This is a genomic window from Coleofasciculus sp. H7-1 (assembly GCF_057473865.1).
Map to the genome: position 1 here is coordinate 13714 of NZ_JBYCCT010000002.1, position 19055 is coordinate 32768.

Below are 19055 nucleotides of genomic sequence, written 5' to 3' on the forward strand. Positions count from 1 at the left end.
TAATTTAGTTTTCCTACTTATGTTCAGATTCTAGAGGATAATTATTTGCTGGAGAAGCTGACCATTCCCACATTGAACCCGCATAATTTTTCACATTATTAAATCCTAAATCAACAAGTACAGCAGTCAAAAAAGCTGAGCGGATGCCGCCCGTACAATAAGTAATAATAGGAGTATGACGCTGAATTCCTAATCTTTTTAACTTATTAATAATCTGGTCACGAGGCAGCAAATTACCCTGGGCATCTTTCAAATCTTGGAAGTAGAAATGCACGGCACCAGGGAGATGTCCTCCTCGCTGTTCGCCGTAAGAGGGAGTTCCTGCATATTCCCTCGCTTCGCGGGCATCAACTACAATCAAATCTGGGGATATATCTTTTGCTGCAAGATTGGCTTTGAGTTCATCGCGCTGAATTTCCCATAACGAAGTTCGCTGCATAACAAAATCGCCAGGATTGGGTTGAGTCACGCCCCAAACAATCGGTACACCTGCGTTAACAAGTGCTGAATGTCCCCCATCGACAAATACTGCTTGTGAATGCCCTAGAGTGCGTAACATCCAAACAATACGCCCTTCTTCGCCAAAATTGTGAACTGGATTGCCAACGACAACGACAGGTTTATTGTTGCAAATGCCGACAGCGCGAAGTTTTTCTGACAAAATTTCTGGATTGTCAATCAATTTCCCCTTATGCGGTGATTGTTGTTGCGAGAATTGCTGCCAAGTGACATGAACAGCACCAGAAATATGCCCAAGCAACCAGGAAATTTGATTGCGAACATCCAGAATTGTCGCCCCCTGTTCAATCAATTGCCGCGCTTCTTCTGAACTGACTACCCACCGATTGCAGAGAAAATCCTGATTCATAACTTTAACGCTACCCTTACCATTCAAATTCCTTTGCGTACCTTTGCGTTAAAAATAAATCCTACAATCACCCAAAAGCCAAAATATGCTTAGCGGTAATCTCCGGCTGTTCAAATTGAGGAACGTGCCCGCAATTCTCGATCCAAATTAGTTGAGAATGAGCGATCGCTCTCTTAAACTTATGGGCATCGTCTGTACCCAACATATCATCAGACTCACCCCACAGAATCAGCGTCCGCTTATCAATTTGAGGAATTTTATCTGCCAAATCCCCGTAACCACCACTTTTCATAAACGCGATTATAGCCTCGTGCCAACCGGGCATTTCCATGTGCAGCGCCGCACACCGAATCGCCTCAATTGCAGTCGGTTCCAAGTTACCAAAAGTGCTGCCCCATAACAGCGCTTGGAGTTTGCGCTGACGCCAATATTCTACTGCCAGAAAGTCTAAGGGAGGAAATAGATAAGAGGCAAGCGGGAAGCTACCACTGAAACCCACACTGTTAATTAAAACCAGCTTTTTGACAGCGTGCGGGTAAGTGAGGGTGAAGTCAATTGCTGCTGCACCTCCCATCGAAGCGCCTACCAACATGACTGGCACTTGGATGTAAGTTTTCCAGAAGTAATACAGGTGCGTCTTGATGGCGTCGGGGTTATACAAAATTCCCTGCACTCGATCTGTAAAGCCAAATCCCAACAAATCTAACGTCCACGTTTCATTTTGGGCGGCGAGTAGTGGCAGCAAGCAGCGGAACTCCAGCACCGAACTATCAAAACCTGGTAGTAACAGAATTGGGGTGCCGCCGTTCCCCTGATGGACGTAAGCTGTAGCTATCGGTTGTGGCGAGAGAGAAGTTTTAATCGCCTGACGCTCAATTTTTTGGGCAAGGGCGATGGATGCGGACTCGCGCAACTGCTGAACTTGGGAGGGTAGAAAATCGGCAAACATCAGCGTTAGTGTTTCTCCACGCTTTTTAGGATGCGAACTAAGTAAATTATTCAGTACACTGCAAAGTAAATGAGTTATTTTCTCCCCTCTTAAAAAAGAAAGGTAAGCCCTAACCCTCCTTCCCTGCAAGGAAGAGGGATCAAAACAGAGGGAGAAGTGAACCGAACCGTATTGCCTACAATTCCACTTAACCACTCCCCATGACAGACTCTCTGCCTTTGCGCGATCGCTACTTACAATTAATCGACCAAATTGTGCAAACCACCCTCAAAGGGCAGATTCGCTCAAAAGAGCAGGTGTATAAAATGGTCGTCAAGGATGTGACTCCGGGTACGGGCGAAATTTTCGAGCGAGTTTTAGAAGAAACCTTAAGCGCCACCCAGCAACAGGTGGACACTCAAAAGGATGAAATGAAGCTTGCCAAGGCGACTCGTACCTTGAGGGCGATGCAGACGATTCGGGGAGAATGGGAACGGGCGCAGGAAAAAAATCGGGCGACGGATGCGATCGCTACCTCTGTTCAACAAATTATCGCTTCTCCACCAGACGACAAGCTAGCGGCTTTATTACGGGTTATCGACCCTAATTTAGCGCAAGTTTTGAACTTATCGCAGTTGGCATCTGCACTGAAGCAACAAGCGCCAGAAATTACCCATCCCGAACAAGATCGAGATGTGCAGCAACTTGCTGAAGGTCTTGCCCGTGGCTTAGAATCTTGGCAACGCTTGGAAGGGCACCTGGTAAGCTGGATCTACGACCAAAACCGCTCGTTAGGATTTGAAGGCACACCGGCGCAAAATGGCCCTTGGGCAGTCTGGGAAAAACAAGTCAATAGCCCCTATCCTCAGGCATTATTCCACACGCTTGCCCTCAACGAATCATTAACCGAATTAGTAGCAAAACAACCGCCTGACTTAATTTCCTTGGTTGAGTTAGCGGTAATTTTGCAATACTTGCAGCGGGGATTGGCGAACTGGTTTGACAAACTGGTTTACGACTCCAAAGTGGGCGCGAAGCTGTCGATTTCCACTTTTCTGACTTTTGCCGTTATTTGGTCGCAGTTAGCGAATGGCTTGAATCAGGCAACAATTCTCAATTCTACTTCACGCGAACCCCTGGAAGGGGTCGTCCCCTTGGGACATCGCTTGGTGAATGGCTGTTTTCAAATTACCCTACAAATCCTCAGAACCTTTTCACAGCGGCAATACTTCCCCCTCTACGGTGGCATTTTCGCCTCATTTTCCGGCGCATATCTCCGCACGACCCTTGACTATCTAGATGCACCGCTGCGACAAGTCGAAGGAACTCAAGAAAAAGCTCGAATTTTGACATTAGTGGGCTATTCCCAGCGGGCGCAAGGTCGATATGCAGAAGCGATCGCATTTCATGAGCAAGCCTTAGAAATCGCCAGAAATGCAGGCGATCGCCCTTGTGAAATTGCCAATTTTAATCACCTCAGTCGCACCTACGTCGCGCAAAAAAACTATGCCGAAGCCATCAGCTATAGCCAACGGGCATTAATTCTCTCTCGTCAAACGGGAGATAGATTAGGAGAAGCCAACGCCCTCGCCAATCTCGGCTACAGTGAAGTCTTCCAAGCTCAACAATTAGAACAAGTAGAACCCGAAATTTACGAGACAGCCATCAACTATTTGCAACAAGGATTGCAGTTATCAGAACGATTAGGAGACGGTCAAAGTAAAGCCCTTTGTTGCAGCAGTTTGGGAATCGCCCTCTTAATTGTGCAACAACCCCAAGAAGCCATCAAATACCTAGAATCCGGCTTACAAGCCGCGCAATTTTCCGGGGATTTATACCTACAAGGACGAAACTTAGCTTACTTATCCGAAGCTCACTATAGTCTGCAAAACATAGATAAAACAATCATGACAGGTAGCCTAGGAATGTATCTCCTAGAGCAAATTGCTGCTGAAGAGTGGCGGAAAACCGCAGGCTTACTCACCATCTTGCAGGGACAAATGGGAGCAGAAGCCTTCCAGAAAAAATTGCAACAATCGCGCCCACAAATTATCGCCCTCATCGGCGTCGATGGCTACGATTATATTCCCCAAATTTTAGAACAATACAAACAATCCATGTAACCCTCTCACCCCTCTTCCTTGGCGTACCTCTGCGCTTACCTTTGCGTACCGAAAGCGTTTAAAAAAACACCTATGAACTTCTTCGATAAATTACTGCAAGCAATCGAGCGCAATCAAAGCTTACTGTACGCAGGACTCGACCCAGATATAGAGAATCTAGCAAAGCGCGATGGGGCTAGCGCCATTCTCCCTTCGGTCGATCGCACTCTTCTTAGCGACCAGCTACAATTGGTCATTGCAGAAACTGCCGATTTAGTTTGCGCCTATAAACTCACCCTCGGCTATTATCAAGCGCTAGGGGCAACAGGTTTAGAACTACTTCAGCAAACCCTAGCAGCCATCCCCGCCGACATTCCAGTGATTTTGGATGCCAAGCACGGCGACCTCAACACCAGCACCGTCTTTGCCCAAACCGTATTTGAAGACTGGAAGGTGGATGCTGTCACCTTGAGTCCTTACCCAGGACTTGACTTAGCGGCTCCCTTTTTGGTCTATCCTGCCAAAGCTGTCTTCGTGCTATGTACCACTGACAACCCATCAGCCGCCGTGTTGCAAGAATATCCAGGCACAGGACTACCCTTTTACCTACATCTAGTGAAAGAAGCCCAAACTTGGGGCACGCAAGAACAACTAGGGCTAGAAGTGGGGGCTGCAATGCCGGAAATTCTGACTCGCATCCGCAATATCGCGCCAGAACGCCTGATTTTAGTGCAGGAATGGTCAGAAGACCAAAACTTAGCTCAGATGCTGGCGGCTGGCTTAAACAGCTATGGAGAAGGGCTACTCCTGCCAGTACCCCCAGATTTATTAACCACCGAACACCCGGCTGAGGCTGTCCAAGCCTTACGCGACACTGTTAATGAAGCACGTCTCAAAATTGTGCAGGAAAGCCCCACCTGTGACTTGTGGCTTCCAGATGTTTGCTTCTTGCAGCCTTCTCCCCACCGAGCTTTGATTTTGCAACTTTACGACCTTGGTTGCATTATGTTTGGCGATCGCGTGCAAGCCTCTGGAGCCATTTTCCCCTACTACATCGACCTGCGGATCATCATCTCCCAACCGCAAATCTTCCATCAAATTTTGAGTGCTTACGCCGAGATTCTCAAAGATTTGCACTTTGACCGAATTGCCGGAATTCCTTATGGTTCCTTACCCACCGCTACGGGGTTAGCGCTGCGCCTAGACCGTCCGATGATTTTCCCGCGCAAGGAGGTAAAATCTCACGGCACCCAACGAGCGATCGAGGGTCATTTCCAGGCGGGAGAAACAATTGTCGTTGTCGATGATATTCTCATCAGCGGCAATAGCGTCATGCAGGGGGCAACGAAACTCAAAGATGCTGGATTAAATGTCGAAGATATCGTAGTGTTGATCGACCATGAAAAAGGAGTCAAAGATCGGCTTCAGGAAAACGGCTATCGGGGTCATTCTGTGCTAGGGATGGGGGAAGTTGCCGAAACGCTGTACGAGGCGGGGCGGATCAATTCCGAGCAATTCCAAATTTTGAGCCATTAGCCTCGTCATACATCAAGGCAGGAGAAGGCAACATAGATTCAGATGTCAATATTGCCTTCGTGGAGACTGACGCAGCGATCGCACTCATGCTGTGTAGGAAGCGATTCGATATTAAACTTAAGAAATTCCCAGGGTAATATAAACCCTTAAAAAATATCTTTAATTTTTTAGCAAAAATCATCAAAAACGTCTTGTAATTGATAAAATTTCAAAGCAAGCGATTCCGAAGCGTCAACTGCAAAAAAAATTTACCAACGAGCAAATGACTTGGGTGGTGAAGAGAATTGGAACACTTTGAGGTTAGCGAAACCGTCTCCCTCCCCATAGAAACCGTCTGGGAAGCTCACGAGGATGTACATCTGCTAGAACGCATCTCTCCACCGTTTCCAGTAGTCAGGGTATTAGATTCCAACATTATTTGTGGTTTAGGTACGCGCTTTACAATCCGGGTAGAGCTTTTCGAGCAGATAGGAATCGACTGGCAAGTGCAAATTACTCGCTGGGAACCTCCGAGAAGATTTATTGATAAACAATTGCGCGGCCCGTTCCAATTCTGGGAACATATTCATCAGTTCATTCCCATTTCTGACACAGAGACACGCCTAGTTGATGTAATTAATTTTGAACTGAACCCATTTCTGGACAGTACCGCAATCCGCTGGGGTTTAGAGACAATGTTTCAGATGCGGATGAACAACCTCAAACAAACGTTGTTAAACGAAAATTTTTGGACAAATTTGAAGAACTCTGATGAAAGATAAACTCCTCAATTGGCTCAATCTGATTTTAGTAGCGGATGTGTTCCTAGTCTTGCTCAGTTTTGGGTGGCTAGCGATCGCTGTTTTCGGTCACTCGGTGGGCATTCCCCTCGGTCTCGATTTGTGGTACAAGCTTTGGCAACCCTTATTTACCCCAGCGCTTGGCATTCTCATGGGAGGCGCAATTCTCAGTGGGATAATTAGCCAAATCTCCAAGCGCCTGAACTCTAAAACAGAGTCTTTAGACTTATAACTACTAACGACTGGAAACACTAAGGCACAAAGGAAACACAAAGCAACGAAACCCAACATAAGCTATGTTATGTTGGGTTTCGTTGCCTCAACCCAACCTACAATTATTGTTAACTATAAGTTAGACGATGACGAGGACTCCCGCACTTTCATTAGCCATCCTATCTACCGCGCACACAGCGTAAGTTCCCGGCTCAACCGTCGCAAACGTTATCTCTCTCGAAAGGATTCTTTGCAGCGTCCAAGTTGTACCACTTTGCTTATAAAGCGTCCAGGAGCGAATATCGGGATTGGTAGCAACATTCCATGTCAGCTTGCCATTTCTCAACCCCAGTGCCGTTGGGGGCGCGGGTGGTGTCGTATCCCGCCACGACATCGCGGGTGCTAGTGCTGGTTTGGTATAAGTCGAGGTTTTGAATTTGTCATAGATGCCCTGACGATTTTCAACAAAGGATTCCATACTGAAGAAGATATTCCCCAGAGACAAATTCCCGCTCAAGTTGCGAGTAATTTCAACTTGCTTTTCTATCTCCCCAAGAGTCCAAGCCTTGCCATCCAACTGTCCCAGATTATTACCAGCGTAAATATGTCGATCTTTGGGGTTATTATCCGTCCACCACTTCAGCAATACGGGGTAACTTTGGGCGGTTTGGTCGATGCGCCAGTAGAGTTGCGGGGCGAGATAATCAACCCAGCCTTGATCTAGCCATTTTTTTGAATCGGCATAAAGTACGCTGTAGGCATCTAGTCCCCGAATTTGAGGCGGCTGTCCCGGACGATAAATGCCAAAAGGACTAATACCAAACTTGACGTGTGGCTTGGTTGCCTGAATTCCCCGCGATAGGCGCTGAACCATTTGATTCACATTGTCCCGCCGCCACTCACCTAAAGAGAGTTTCCCACCAGCAGCCGTATAGGCGGCGTAGGTTTTATTGTCGGGAAAAGATTTGCCTTCGATGGGATAGGGATAGAAATAGTCATCCAAATGGATGCCATCCACGTCATAGCGACGCACTACATCGAGAATGACGTTGTATGCCCTGTCCTGAACCACTTTCAATCCGGGGTCCATCCACGTCTGATTACCCCATAAATAAACCGCTTCGGGGTTGGTGACGGCGATGTGAGGACGGACTGGCGGGGAGTTTTTGATGGAGACTCTGGCGCGGTAAGGGTTGAACCAAGCATGAAGTTCAATATTGCGCTTGTGGCATTGGGCGATCGCATACTCCAGCGGATCGTAAAATGGCTCTGGTGCTTTTCCCTGATTTCCGGTCAGCCAATAACTCCAAGGTTCTAATTGCGAAGCATAAAAGGCATCCCCTTCCGGTCGTACCTGCAACACCAGCGCATTCATTTTCATCGCTTGCATTCGGTCAAGGATGCCGATGAGTTCAGCTTGCTGTTGTGCAGCCGTCAGTCCCGGTTTGGAAGGCCAATCACTGTTCCACACAGTTGCTACCCACACACCCCGAAACTCCCGCTGATGACTGACTTTGACAGTCGGAGTCTGACTGGGGGCGTTGGGTTTTGGAGGCACTACGATGTAGGGAGATGCAATCCGAGGCGCTTCGTCTAGATACACTAAAGCTTGATAAATAAAAGCCGCAACATCGCCACGAGTTGCTGCCAGATTGGGATTGAATAATTTTACATTCGGGTAGTTCACCACCAGCCCTGCTTTCGTCGCTACTGCTATTTCGTCGGTGGCATAACTAGGAATTGCAGCGGCATCTTGATATATCTGTGGCAGTGCTGTTTTCAGGTCAGATTTTACATTCGCGGCAATCTGCAAGCCACTGACTAAAGAAACTAAAACTTGCGTCCTGGTAATCCTGTCTGCTGGACGGAAGCGATTATCAGGAAAACCGCTAATAAATAGTGTTTCGTAAGCTTTTTGAATAGCACTCGCCGCCCAGTAAGTAGAAGGAACATCAATAAAGGGGATATACTGTCGTTTCGCCGGTCTGGAAAATGCTGTGCTAATCAGGGTTGCAAATTCAGTACGAGTGATGGATTGATTCGGGCGAAAAGTCCCATCGGGAAACCCGTTAATAATGCGACGCTGGGCTAAAGCTTCGATGAATAAGCGTGCCCAATGAGTTTGAATATCGGAGAATTGAGTCGGGGATGTCACCATAGTTGTTGCTAATTGGGAAAAAGGTAATGGGTAATTGGTCAGTAGCACAACCCAAGGATTAAGGAGTACTGACGATTACCTATTACCGCTTGATAATTTGTTCTAATGCCTCAGAGATAACCTGCCGTTGTTCGGCATCGTAACCCCAGCGTTCTAAAAATGCTTTGTAGCTACCTTCGCCAGTGACGGCACTTTCCAATAACTTTTGAGACAGTTCGTAGACAGAAGGAAGTTCCACCAGTTCGATAATTCGAGTGGTACGCGATCGCACTCTTTGGGATGATTGCGCCATCTCTTCGTTACCATTGCGATGATGGGCAACTGCCATCGCCGCAGACATGGCTACATTTTTGACTAATAATTCTGAAACTGTGTCTGGATTTGACTGCAATGCCTGTACAACAGCAGCAGAGGGATTATCGGCGATTGTCCCCTCAGAGGTTAGGTAAGTGACGAAAAAGCCTCTCGCCCCATTTTCAGTTTTCACTAATTTTCCCACTACTTCGGCTATCTGTGCCTCGGATAATTCACCCGCTTGCATCTGGGAGAGTAAAGATTGAGTCAGCGCGATCGCACTCTCAAAGGTTACTTTTTCTGGAACTGTAAACGCAGATCCACTCATGATTGTGCCTGAAAATCGTTCTCATGCGATGATAGCCAATTTAGAGTCGTGCCTCCCACAAGAAAAACATCGTGGTGCGGATGGCTTCTTCCGATACCGTCACCATATCATCGACGTAGTGCAACACCAATGCAACACCAACGGGAAAGTAATGTTTCCCCGGCAAGGAGTGCGTGCCCCATCAGCAATCGTGTCAGGTAAGGCAGTGGAATGAATCGCAGAGGTGTTGTGTTCTGTCATAACAAAATCCTATCGCCTGCAAAGATGCTTCAGGACAGCCTTCATAAGGTTCGCTAAACACATTGCATCATCCAACATATTTGATGCCACCGATAGCAATTTTATCTATAGATGTTTATCTATAAATACCATATAGATTATTGATAGCGACTGCTCGATAGCCTAAAAACCTATGTTGGCACAGAGTTATATAAGTTTTTGTTAGAGGCTTAATCGCTTAATTGTCTAAATCAAGGATTCCCTTTTTGGTGCTTTAGAAAATAAGATAAGCAGAACGATTAAGAAATTATCAATCGGCATTCGACTCACTGCATAGGTTGGCTTGAGGAATTACGGGTTGGCTTGAGGCAACCCTAGCTTTGCTGCAAGTTTGGAGGTAATTCAATGGTTCAGTTTCTCATCGATACTATTTGGTTAGTCCCTTGCTATGCCTTAATTGGTGCTATTTCCGGGCTATTATGGTCGCCCGGTATCATCCGTCGCACAGGGCCGCGACCCGCTGGTTACATTAACTTGTTGATGACATTTTTGGCGTTCGTTCATAGCTTAGTTACTTTGCAAGCTATTTGGAACCAGCCGCCTCAAGAAATCACGTTTACATGGCTGTCGGCAGCGGGTTTGGATTTAAATTTTCCCCTGGAAATATCAGTAATTAACGTTGCAGCGATCGCTTTAGTAACCGGATTGAACCTGCTAGCGCAGACATACGCGATCGGCTACATGGAGATGGACTGGGGGTGGGCACGCTTTTATGCCTTGCTGGGGCTTTTTGAGGCAGGGATGTGTGCTTTAGCTTTGTGCAACTCGTTGTTCTTTAGCTACGTAATTCTAGAAATCCTCACCTTGGGGACTTATTTGCTGGTAGGACTTTGGTTTAGCCAGCCGTTAGTGGTGACGGGGGCGCGGGATGCTTTCTTAACCAAGCGGGTTGGGGATTTAATCATGCTGATGCCAGTAATTGCCTTATATCCCCTGGCAGGAAGTTGGAATTTTAATGAGTTAGCAGAATGGGCAAAAACCGCTAATTTAGACCCTACAGTAGCCGCGCTATTAGGTTTAACTTTAATTGCTGGTCCGATGGGTAAATGCGCTCAATTTCCGTTGCATTTGTGGTTGGATGAGGCAATGGAAGGCCCGCTTCCCAGCACGATTTTGCGGAACTCGGTCGTAGTGGCAACGGGTGCCTGGGTGTTAATTAAGTTACAACCTGTGTTAGCACTTTCTCCTGTAGTGTCGTTGGCGCTGATATCGATCGGTGGGGTGACGGCGGTTGGCGGTTCCTTAATTGCGATCGCGCAAATTGATATCAAACGCGCTTTATCTTATTCCGTCAGCGCCTACATGGGATTGGTATTTATTGCCGTAGGCACTCAGCAAGATGATGCAGCTTTGTTGTTGATCTTGACTCATGCGATCGCAATGGCGTTGTTAGTAATGAGTGTTGGTGCAATTATTTGGAACAACGTCACCCAAGACTTAACGCAACTCGGCGGTTTATGGTCGCGCCGCCCTATATCTGGATTAGCCTTTGTGGTTGGGACGCTGGGATTAATCGCTTTTCCGCCTCTAGGCAGCTTCTGGGCATTGCTGAAATTGGCAGATGGTTTGTGGGCAACTCAACCTTGGCTAGTCGGGTTATTGCTGGTGGTCAATGTTTTGACAGCCTTCAGTTTAACGAGAGTGTTTGGGCTGATTTTTGGCGGAGAACCCAAACAAATGACTGTGCGATCGCCAGAAGCATTTTGGCCTTTAACTTTCCCCATGATAATTTTGCTCGGCTTCACCCTCCACCTCCCCTTAGTTTTACAAAGTTTGTCGCTACTACCGAGTTGGGCAACCTTCAATAAAGATATGGCGCTGCTGTTAATTTGGTCTAGCATCTTTGGTTGCAGCCTTGGCGGTGTGATTTATCTCGGTAAAACGTGGCAAAAACCCGTCCAACTTCCCTGGAAACCTCTGCAAGATTTGTTGACTTATGACTTTTACACCGCCAAAATTTACCGCGTGAGTATTGTTTTCAGCGTTGATTTAATTTCCCGCTTCATCTCTACCTTCGATCGCTACTTAGTGGATGGCTTCGTTAATTTTGTCGGCTTTGCTTCCCTTTTCGGCGGACAAAGTTTGAAATACAGCACTTCCGGACAATCCCAAGCTTATGCGCTGACGATAGTAATGGGAATAATCGGGTTGGGAATGATGTTATACTGGCGCTTTTTTCATGAGGCTTCACCGCTGTTTGTAGCACTCGCTCAGTAGGTAAAGTGTGGGCAATAGCTACCCTACTGAACTAACTGACAACCTGGTTGATTTAGAACTTCCTGTCATTAGTGATTTGTCAATCGGAAACAAGACATGACTAATGACAACAGACAAACAAAACGAGTATTTACCCATTAGAAAGGAAGGTACGAACCAATGAACGCAAAAAAACAGAAAGGACATTTCTCCAGACGGAACTTGCTGAAATTTAGCGCCGGGGCACTAGGAACAGGGGTCGTAACAGCCGGACTCGGAGCCAAGTTGTTTTTTCCCGACCAAGCTGTTGCAGAAAATGACATGACACCCGATCAAGCGCTGCAAAGTTTAATGGAGGGGAATCAACGGTTTATTACCAGAAAAACTAAAAATATCAACCGAGATTTTGAACGTTTGGTAGCCGTTGCGAAAAGCCAGAAGCCATTTGCAGCGATTCTCGGATGTGCGGATTCGCGGGTTCCTTCTGAGATTATCTTTGACCGGGGATTTGGAGATTTGTTTGTATGCCGCGTCGCGGGAAATGTCGCCACTCCGGAGGAAACTGGCAGCCTAGAATTTGGCAGTTTAATATTAGGAACCAAGCTAATAATGGTCATGGGACACAAAAGATGTGGGGCGGTAGATGCCACCATTAAAGGTGCCCCAGTCCCCGGTCAGATCGGTAGCTTACTTGAGGCGATTAAACCCGGTGTAGAAAAATCCAAAGGAAAACCCGGCGATTGGCTAGAGAATGCTAGCAAAGCAAATGTTTTGGTTCAAGTAGAAAACTTGAAATCTTCTCCTGTTATCTCTCAGTTAGTTGAGGAAGGAAAACTGAAGGTTGTAGGTGGTTATTACGATTTGGACACTGGCAAAGTTACCTTGCTGAGTTAGCCAGAACTATAGCAATCCTATTTAAGTGGTGAGATATTCTTTAGTTGCCGAAACGCGATCGCGCATTAGTCAACGCATAAAATAGAGGAGAATATCTCATACCTAAATCAGGATTTCTATATGCCCCAATCGCCATTTCTAGAGTTCCCAAGTTCAGTTAGTCAACCGGAATCAGCAAATAACAAACTATGCTCAGCACTTTAATTTGGCTGCCATTCTTAGGTGCCGCTCTCGTCGGATTTTTACCTAACTTATCTGCTAGTCAGACACGTTTACTCGCGTTAGCGATTGTCAGTGGAATTTTACTAGAGACAGGATTTCTACTAACTCAATTCGACCTGAACAATGCCGGGATGCAATTCTCTGAATTTATGCCCTGGATTGACACTTTGGGATTGAATTACCGCCTCGGTGTTGATGGTTTGTCTTTACCGCTGTTGGCTTTGAATAGCCTGCTGACATGGATTGTTATTTACAGCACCTCAAAGCAGATTACTCGTCCTCAGCTTTACTATTCTTTAGTGCTGCTGGTCAATGCCGGAATTGCTGGTGCCTTCCTGTCGCAGAATTTGATGCTGTTTGTGTTGTTCTACGAACTGGAACTGATTCCGCTGTACTTGTTAATTGCCATCTGGGGTGGAACTGAAAAGCGTGGCTACGCAGCGATGAAGTTTCTCATTTATACAGCGCTTTCTGGAATTTTAATTCTGGCGGCATTTTTGGGTATAACTTGGCTGGGTAACGCTCCTAATTTTGATTACAATGTCCACATCGCTCAAGGTTTACCGCTACAAGCGCAGCTGATCCTGCTAACAATGCTGGTGGTCGGTTTCGGAATCAAAATTCCCTTAGTTCCGTTGCATACTTGGTTGCCAGATGCTTATGTAGAAGCTTCCCCACCCGTAGCCATTCTTTTGGGTGGCATCCTGGCAAAGTTAGGAACGTATGGTTTGGTACGGTTTGGTTTGGGAATGTTTCCCGAAACGTGGACAATTGTGGCACCTGGGTTAGCGATTGTCGGAGCGTTTAGTGCCGCTTATGGTGCGCTGAGTGCGATCGCTCAAAAAGATATCAAACGCATGGTTGCTTATAGCTCTATCGGTCACATGGGCTATGTTCTGTTAGCCGCTGCCGCCGCTACACCGCTTAGTGTACTCGGTGCCGTCTTACAAATGGTTAGTCACGGCATCATCTTAGCCATCCTCTTCCATTTAGTGGGCGTTATCGAAACCAAAGTCGGCACCCGCGATTTAGATGTCTTGAATGGTTTGTTGAGTCCCCAACGCGGTTTACCTCTTACCACTGCTTTGCTAGTTCTGGGCGGAATGGCGAGTGCTGGTATCCCCGGTATGGTAGGCTTTATCGCTGAATTTTTAGTGCTGCAAGGCAGTTTCACAGTATTTCCAATTCCAACCCTAGTTTGTGTGATTTGTAGCGGTTTAACGGCAGTTTATTTTGTAATTCTCATTAACCGCACCTGTTTCGGCAAACTGAACAATACCGCAGCATACTATCCCAAAGTTGAATGGGTTGAGCGCACACCAGCTTTAGTTTTAGCAGCCTTAATCTTCTTCTTGGGAATTTATCCCACTTGGCTGGTGCGTTGGAGCGAACCGACAACAGCTGCAATGGTTGCTACTATTCCCAAGACTACTAATCAGCAAGTTGCTATCAACTACCAGTCTTCACAGCAATAGAAAGTTACTTTCATTACTCTCGTTCCTTCGCTCAGACTGGAAACGAGAAACCTAAGTCGAATGGCACTGACTTAAACCAAAATTCCGTAGGCTGGGCCCTTGGAACGAAACCCAGCAACCCCTATAGAGCGTTGGGTTTCACTATCGTTCAACCCAACCTACTAGCTTACGCAAAGCTTATACATATAGCGTTTTGTAGGGGCAATCCCTCTGTGGTTGCCCTCAGATGTGGTGATGTTGCGTAAGTCCTGGTTGGCAAATTTTGATTGAGCGAATTTTATCAACCCAGCATTTTAGTCTAGACGTGCTACTACAGCTTTCGTTCCTTGGCTCAGCCTGAAAACGAGAAACCTAAGTCCCCTTAAAAGCCAAGGAAGGGGTTGGGGGAAAGGTCAAAAACATTGTCCGCACAACAAAATAACGACTCATCAAAAAACCTTCAACAATTCATCTAAAGGAACTAAAAATGGTACAAACTACACCTAAGCCTGCAACTAAATTACCTCCTTCTAATCATGAATTTGCCGAAATAATTCACCGCTTAGAAGCTGGTGGTGCAATGCTCCCGGATACGCCGGAAAATCTCATGCAAATTATCGGTATTTATAAAGCGTATGCAGTACCGATGGATTTCTACTGGCGCGACCTGCTGTATATTGCCGAGCGTGTCTTTTTAAATCCCTTTCCCTTCTTTAAATACTTCCTGCCCAAGGAATATTTGGAGTTACATAATCATTACGCTGGAGACGATGCAGATTTGCGGATTTGGCGTGGAGAAGCCACTGCTCATCCCGAACTTCTAGAGTTTATTGAGAAGGGCGAAACTTCTAAAATGCCCAAGTTATTCCATCACTTAGGGCATGACCGGATAAATATGGAATTTGCCGAAGCTTGTATGCAAGCAATGCTTTGGCACGGCAGAGACATGGGTTGGGGTAAATTCGATGCCTATCTGGATAGCGATGAATATAAAGCTAATGCAGACAGAGCAATTAAGGCTTACTTCCAGGGTAATCCGGCGATGCTGGGACTGTATAATCTGTTCCCAGATATGTTCTTAGAACAGGTGCGTCAACTGTCTTACTACAGTAATTTAGGCTTGTTCTGGGAAGTGATGGCTCCGGTTTTCTTTGAAATGTCCGACCTCTACGATGAGGGGAAAATTACCAGTGTGCCGGAAGCGATGAATTTTCTAGTAAATGGAATTTTTGCGATCGCGGGTCGTCCCATTTATCATCACGTTTACATTCGCGGTGAAAAATATGAAATTATCCCCAAATCTTGCGGTTTCACATGGCTGTACGAGGCAGCATTACCGTATGTGGAAGCAGTTTTCTACCGCACCGCTCCATTCCGGGGTACAAAGTCCTACAATGCTCAGGCGAAGCAAGTTCCTGAAAATCAGAAAGACTTCCACTATGGAATTCTCTATGCTGATGTATTTCCGGTGGGAAATGCTGGCATTCCGCCGACATTATTAATGCAGGATATGCTGCATTTCCTGCCACCCTATCTTGTGGATTACTATCGCCAACACTGCCGGGGTGAAGATGATATGTTAATCCAGTTAGGGATTACTTTCCAACGATCGATGTACTGCGTTACTTCTGCTGTCATCCAAGCATTGCGGACTGCACTTTTGTATCCTTTAGACGACTCTAATCAGAAGCATTTACAAGCAAATCGCGAGTTTTTTGAAACTCAGATGGATCGATTTAAGCGTCCTGAAGCTCGTTTGCGCGATATTCAGCGGTCGGATTATCGATAGGAGATCCCCCCAACCCCCCTTAAAAAGGGGGGCTTTTTTTGAAGCGATCGCTGATGAATGCCTTGATTCCTCCAACACGCCTTAAATAGGTTTTTTAAAAGGGAGCGATCGCTCCCTTTCATTTGATTCAACCCATCAAAATTACCGTGTCGATAACGTGAATAACGCCGTTATCCGCTTCGATATCTGCTGCGAGAACCGTGGCATTTTTCACCTCAAAACCATCAGAACAATCAATTTTGATGGGTGAACCTTCAACTGAGATGACAGAACTTACTTTCTCCAAATCAGCTCTCATTAACTTGCCAGGGACGACATGATACGTGAGAATTCTGGCAAGCTGGGGAATATTTTGCACCAAGGTTTGAATCGTTCCTGGTGGCAGTTTGGCAAAGGCATCATCATTAGGTGCAAAGACAGTAAAAGGACCAGGACTTTTCAGCGTATCCACCAAACCCGCCGCTTGGACAGCAGTTACTAAAGTCTTGAAAGAACCAGCACTAACTGCAATATCAACAATGTCAGCCATCTGTTTTAACTTAATATATTGTATGGAAAAAGCTCTGGTAACAGTGTAGGGTAAGCCTTGCCAATATTATTGGATTGGCTATTTGCGATCGCTTTAAATCTTTAATATTAGTTAAAAGCAGTTGTAATCTTTTACTCTTCACATAGCAAGGATCACCTGATTGCGTCCGCGTCGTTTAGCTTCATAGAGAGCTTTATCTGCGGCTTCATTGAGTTGTGTCGCTTCATCTACGTTGGGGAAGACAGCGATGCCACAGCTAAAAGTAACCGAAAACTCAGCGCCGTCAGACTGCTGCCGAACTTGTGCAAAACCTTCGCGGATTCGATTGAGAACTTTCACGGCTGTTGCACCATCTGTATTCGGGAGAATAGCCGCAAACTCTTCCCCGCCATAACGACCCGTAATATCAGTTTTACGCAAACGCTGCTGCAACAGACGGGATAAACTTTTCAGTACGCGATCGCCTGTGAGATGACCATAGGAATCGTTCACTGACTTAAAATCATCAATATCAATCATGGCAAAGGCAATGTTCGTGTTTTCCCGCTGACCTCGTTCCACCTCAATACTCAGTTGCTCCTTAATCGTCGTATGATTGAGCAGCCCAGTCAGACTATCGCGCACCATCACCGAACGTAAAAGACGCGATCGCTGCACTCGCGGCATCACCGACGCAATCAGATGATTTGGCTGAATCGGCTTTGTTAAAAAATCATCCCCACCTAGCTGAATCGCCGCCAGCTGCTTATTCACATCCGTCTCCATCGACAGAAACACAATCGGAATGCCCACATAAGCCGGTTGCTGACGGATAACCGCTGCCAGTTCCACTCCATTGCATCCCGGCATATACATATCTATCAAAATTAGATCCGGTCTGAACTCAATTAAAGGTGCCATCACCTGCAACGGATCTGTCACCACCACAGCCGTCATTCCCGCCTGTTCCAAAGTCCAACCATAGAAGAATGCCAAAGGTGCATCATCGTCAACAATTAAAATGCGATACGGCTCTGGTATTTGCGGCACAGTCAGCAAATCCAGAGCATCAATCAATTCTCCAATGTTAATCGGCTTGGGAAAATACGCCTTTCCACCCGCTCTCACCGCCTGTAAACGAGCCATTAGATCGTTTCTGGCAGAGATAAACAAAACTGGCAGCGGTTGCTCGCGGTGCTGCTGGATGGCAGTAATGGTTTTTGGACCTGCGAGACTGTCTTCGGGAAAAACAACATCCACAATTGCAGCAGCGGGTGGCGTTTGCGCGATCGCCTCCTCCAATTCAGCAATTTGGTCAAAAGTGCGAACCTGATAACCAAAACAACTGATTTGCAGCGCCAAATCCTGCGACAGATGCGGATCGTCTTCCACCAAAAAAATCAGCCGATTCTCTAACCAAGGCTCTTGAGACTGCGGCGGAGGGAGGTTTAGATCCAGTACAAAGGTGTCCTCCACAGTCATCGCCTGTTTCAATCCTCCTACCAGCATGCAGATTTGTGCTTGCTCTTCTGCGGTTGGCAACTTTCCACTATCCAGAATCGCTTTGAACACCAGTTCCAAGGTTCGTGCCGCATTACCTAACCCCAGCAACCCAAACGTGCCACTAGAACCCGCCAAACGGTGCATCAGGTGGTGTAGCGTCTCTAAAGGTGAGCCAGCGGCTTCTAGCAGGGACTGAGGCGGATTGGGAGAGGACGAGAGGGGATGAACATCTGAGGTGCTGAGGCGCTGATGTTCTTGATTCTCTCCTGCGCCGGGTGGGGTTTCCACATCCCCACACCCTTGCTCCTCGGCTCCCTCTGTCCCTCTTTCCTCAAGGCTTAGCAGCAGCTGATGCCAAATTGTTTCAATCTGCTCAATTTGACTCGGCAGTTGTTGCCTATACGCAAGGCGTAAGGCATTGAGTTGATCTTGCGGATCTTGAAGCGCATCAATCATGGTACTGAGACCACATACGATTGAGAGTTGCAGAAAGGGTCATTGGATCGAACGGCTTCGCAATCACATCCAACACACCGAGTTGCTTATAATAAACTACTTCATGGGTTTGCACTTTGGCAGTCAGGAAAATTACAGGAGTGCTTAAAGTTGGCGGGAGTTCCCGCAGTGCCTTCAGCGTAGTCATCCCGTCCATACCAGGCATCATCACATCCAGCAAAATCAAATCTGGGGCAAATATCGGCGCTTTCTGAATCGCTTCACTCCCAGAACTACAAACTTCTACCGTGAAACCGCCGACTACTTTCAAACCCAAACAGGCAACGGTTTGAATATCCAGGTCATCTTCCACAAACAAGATACGATTTAAAGGTGGAGTTGTCATATTGCTTTTAATTGATTACTCATTAATTTAAACTGAGTGGAAAAAAAGAGAGTGGATAAATCAGGTAGAGAAGCAGAATTTTACATTTCTTGTCTTTGAACGAAAATTGCTAATTGCTCATGGTTCAGGGTTCATTGTTCTTACCCAATGAACCCTGAACCAT

General features: G+C 46.5%; 15 protein-coding genes and 1 pseudogene. 8 read left to right on the plus strand and 8 right to left on the minus strand.

Annotated features, from left to right (window positions below):
• Positions 1-13: 13 nt before the first annotated feature.
• Entirely contained in the window at positions 14-868 is an 855-nt protein-coding gene (locus tag AC2VDX_RS00225) for a sulfurtransferase (RefSeq protein WP_378172921.1), read from the minus strand.
• A gap of 67 nt (positions 869-935) precedes the next feature.
• Positions 936-1817: an alpha/beta fold hydrolase gene (locus tag AC2VDX_RS00230; protein WP_378172919.1), complete on the minus strand. Its 882-nt coding sequence runs from the start codon at positions 1815-1817 to the stop codon at positions 936-938.
• 200 nt (positions 1818-2017) lie between these two features.
• Here AC2VDX_RS00230 and AC2VDX_RS00235 point away from each other — a divergent pair, with 200 nt between their 5' ends.
• The 4 genes from AC2VDX_RS00235 (at position 2018) to AC2VDX_RS00250 (ending at position 6445) form a co-directional block, all read left to right on the plus strand.
• Positions 2018-3919, plus strand: coding sequence for a tetratricopeptide repeat protein (locus AC2VDX_RS00235; RefSeq protein WP_378172916.1), 1902 nt, complete (start codon positions 2018-2020; stop codon positions 3917-3919).
• 72 nt (positions 3920-3991) lie between these two features.
• Positions 3992-5434: a bifunctional orotidine-5'-phosphate decarboxylase/orotate phosphoribosyltransferase gene (locus AC2VDX_RS00240; RefSeq protein WP_378172913.1), complete on the plus strand. Its 1443-nt coding sequence runs from the start codon at positions 3992-3994 to the stop codon at positions 5432-5434.
• 284 nt (positions 5435-5718) lie between these two features.
• Entirely contained in the window at positions 5719-6195 is a 477-nt protein-coding gene (locus tag AC2VDX_RS00245; protein WP_378172910.1) for an SRPBCC family protein, read from the plus strand.
• Positions 6185-6445: a hypothetical protein gene (locus tag AC2VDX_RS00250; protein WP_378172908.1), complete on the plus strand. Its 261-nt coding sequence runs from the start codon at positions 6185-6187 to the stop codon at positions 6443-6445. The genes AC2VDX_RS00245 and AC2VDX_RS00250 overlap by 11 nt, the downstream gene beginning before the upstream one ends.
• 120 nt (positions 6446-6565) lie before the next feature.
• Here AC2VDX_RS00250 and AC2VDX_RS00255 read toward each other — a convergent pair whose 3' ends face one another.
• From AC2VDX_RS00255 to AC2VDX_RS00265, 3 genes and pseudogenes are all read right to left on the minus strand, one after another.
• Positions 6566-8584, minus strand: a complete 2019-nt coding sequence (locus tag AC2VDX_RS00255) for a glycoside hydrolase family 10-like protein (RefSeq protein WP_378172905.1) — start codon at positions 8582-8584, stop codon at positions 6566-6568.
• A gap of 82 nt (positions 8585-8666) precedes the next feature.
• The gene (locus AC2VDX_RS00260; protein WP_378172902.1) at positions 8667-9206 is read right to left on the minus strand and encodes a hypothetical protein; all 540 of its coding nucleotides are present in this window, start codon (positions 9204-9206) and stop codon (positions 8667-8669) included.
• 52 nt (positions 9207-9258) lie between these two features.
• Positions 9259-9407: pseudogene (locus AC2VDX_RS00265) on the minus strand (pyridoxal-5'-phosphate-dependent protein); the annotation flags it as partial.
• A 423-nt stretch (positions 9408-9830) separates the two neighbouring features.
• Between AC2VDX_RS00265 and AC2VDX_RS00270 the strand changes: the two are divergent.
• The 4 genes from AC2VDX_RS00270 (at position 9831) to AC2VDX_RS00285 (ending at position 16040) form a co-directional block, all read left to right on the plus strand.
• Positions 9831-11702, plus strand: coding sequence for an NAD(P)H-quinone oxidoreductase subunit F (locus AC2VDX_RS00270; protein WP_378172899.1), 1872 nt, complete (start codon positions 9831-9833; stop codon positions 11700-11702).
• 159 nt (positions 11703-11861) lie between these two features.
• Positions 11862-12575, plus strand: a complete 714-nt coding sequence (locus AC2VDX_RS00275; protein WP_378172897.1) for a carbonic anhydrase — start codon at positions 11862-11864, stop codon at positions 12573-12575.
• A gap of 188 nt (positions 12576-12763) precedes the next feature.
• Positions 12764-14272 carry an NADH-quinone oxidoreductase subunit M gene (locus AC2VDX_RS00280; protein ID WP_378172894.1) on the plus strand — a complete coding sequence of 503 codons (1509 nt, stop codon included), beginning with the start codon at positions 12764-12766 and terminating at the stop codon, positions 14270-14272.
• A 466-nt stretch (positions 14273-14738) separates the two neighbouring features.
• Positions 14739-16040, plus strand: a complete 1302-nt coding sequence (locus AC2VDX_RS00285; protein ID WP_378172891.1) for a CO2 hydration protein — start codon at positions 14739-14741, stop codon at positions 16038-16040.
• A gap of 127 nt (positions 16041-16167) precedes the next feature.
• On the opposite strand, the gene AC2VDX_RS00290 is transcribed toward AC2VDX_RS00285, so the two are convergent.
• The 3 genes from AC2VDX_RS00290 to AC2VDX_RS00300 all read right to left on the minus strand — a co-directional run bounded on the left by AC2VDX_RS00290 (position 16168) and on the right by AC2VDX_RS00300 (position 18892).
• On the minus strand, positions 16168-16569 hold the full coding sequence (locus AC2VDX_RS00290; protein ID WP_378172889.1) for a fasciclin domain-containing protein: 402 nt from the start codon (positions 16567-16569) through the stop codon (positions 16168-16170).
• Positions 16570-16707: 138 nt separating this feature from the next.
• Positions 16708-18507 carry a diguanylate cyclase gene (locus tag AC2VDX_RS00295; protein WP_378172886.1) on the minus strand — a complete coding sequence of 600 codons (1800 nt, stop codon included), beginning with the start codon at positions 18505-18507 and terminating at the stop codon, positions 16708-16710.
• Positions 18500-18892: a response regulator gene (locus AC2VDX_RS00300; protein WP_378172883.1), complete on the minus strand. Its 393-nt coding sequence runs from the start codon at positions 18890-18892 to the stop codon at positions 18500-18502. The genes AC2VDX_RS00295 and AC2VDX_RS00300 overlap by 8 nt, the downstream gene beginning before the upstream one ends.
• Between the last annotated feature and the right edge of the window lie 163 nt (positions 18893-19055).

Coding starts and splice junctions, on each gene's coding strand:
- AC2VDX_RS00225 (WP_378172921.1), bottom strand. CDS start 868: ATGAATCAGGATTTTCTCTGCAATCGGTGGGTAGTCAGTTCAGAAGAA.
- AC2VDX_RS00230 (WP_378172919.1), bottom strand. CDS start 1,817: ATGTTTGCCGATTTTCTACCCTCCCAAGTTCAGCAGTTGCGCGAGTCC.
- AC2VDX_RS00235 (WP_378172916.1), top strand. CDS start 2,018: ATGACAGACTCTCTGCCTTTGCGCGATCGCTACTTACAATTAATCGAC.
- AC2VDX_RS00240 (WP_378172913.1), top strand. CDS start 3,992: ATGAACTTCTTCGATAAATTACTGCAAGCAATCGAGCGCAATCAAAGC.
- AC2VDX_RS00250 (WP_378172908.1), top strand. CDS start 6,185: ATGAAAGATAAACTCCTCAATTGGCTCAATCTGATTTTAGTAGCGGAT.
- AC2VDX_RS00255 (WP_378172905.1), bottom strand. CDS start 8,584: ATGGTGACATCCCCGACTCAATTCTCCGATATTCAAACTCATTGGGCA.
- AC2VDX_RS00260 (WP_378172902.1), bottom strand. CDS start 9,206: ATGAGTGGATCTGCGTTTACAGTTCCAGAAAAAGTAACCTTTGAGAGT.
- AC2VDX_RS00270 (WP_378172899.1), top strand. CDS start 9,831: ATGGTTCAGTTTCTCATCGATACTATTTGGTTAGTCCCTTGCTATGCC.
- AC2VDX_RS00275 (WP_378172897.1), top strand. CDS start 11,862: ATGAACGCAAAAAAACAGAAAGGACATTTCTCCAGACGGAACTTGCTG.
- AC2VDX_RS00280 (WP_378172894.1), top strand. CDS start 12,764: ATGCTCAGCACTTTAATTTGGCTGCCATTCTTAGGTGCCGCTCTCGTC.
- AC2VDX_RS00285 (WP_378172891.1), top strand. CDS start 14,739: ATGGTACAAACTACACCTAAGCCTGCAACTAAATTACCTCCTTCTAAT.
- AC2VDX_RS00290 (WP_378172889.1), bottom strand. CDS start 16,569: ATGGCTGACATTGTTGATATTGCAGTTAGTGCTGGTTCTTTCAAGACT.
- AC2VDX_RS00295 (WP_378172886.1), bottom strand. CDS start 18,507: ATGATTGATGCGCTTCAAGATCCGCAAGATCAACTCAATGCCTTACGC.
- AC2VDX_RS00300 (WP_378172883.1), bottom strand. CDS start 18,892: ATGACAACTCCACCTTTAAATCGTATCTTGTTTGTGGAAGATGACCTG.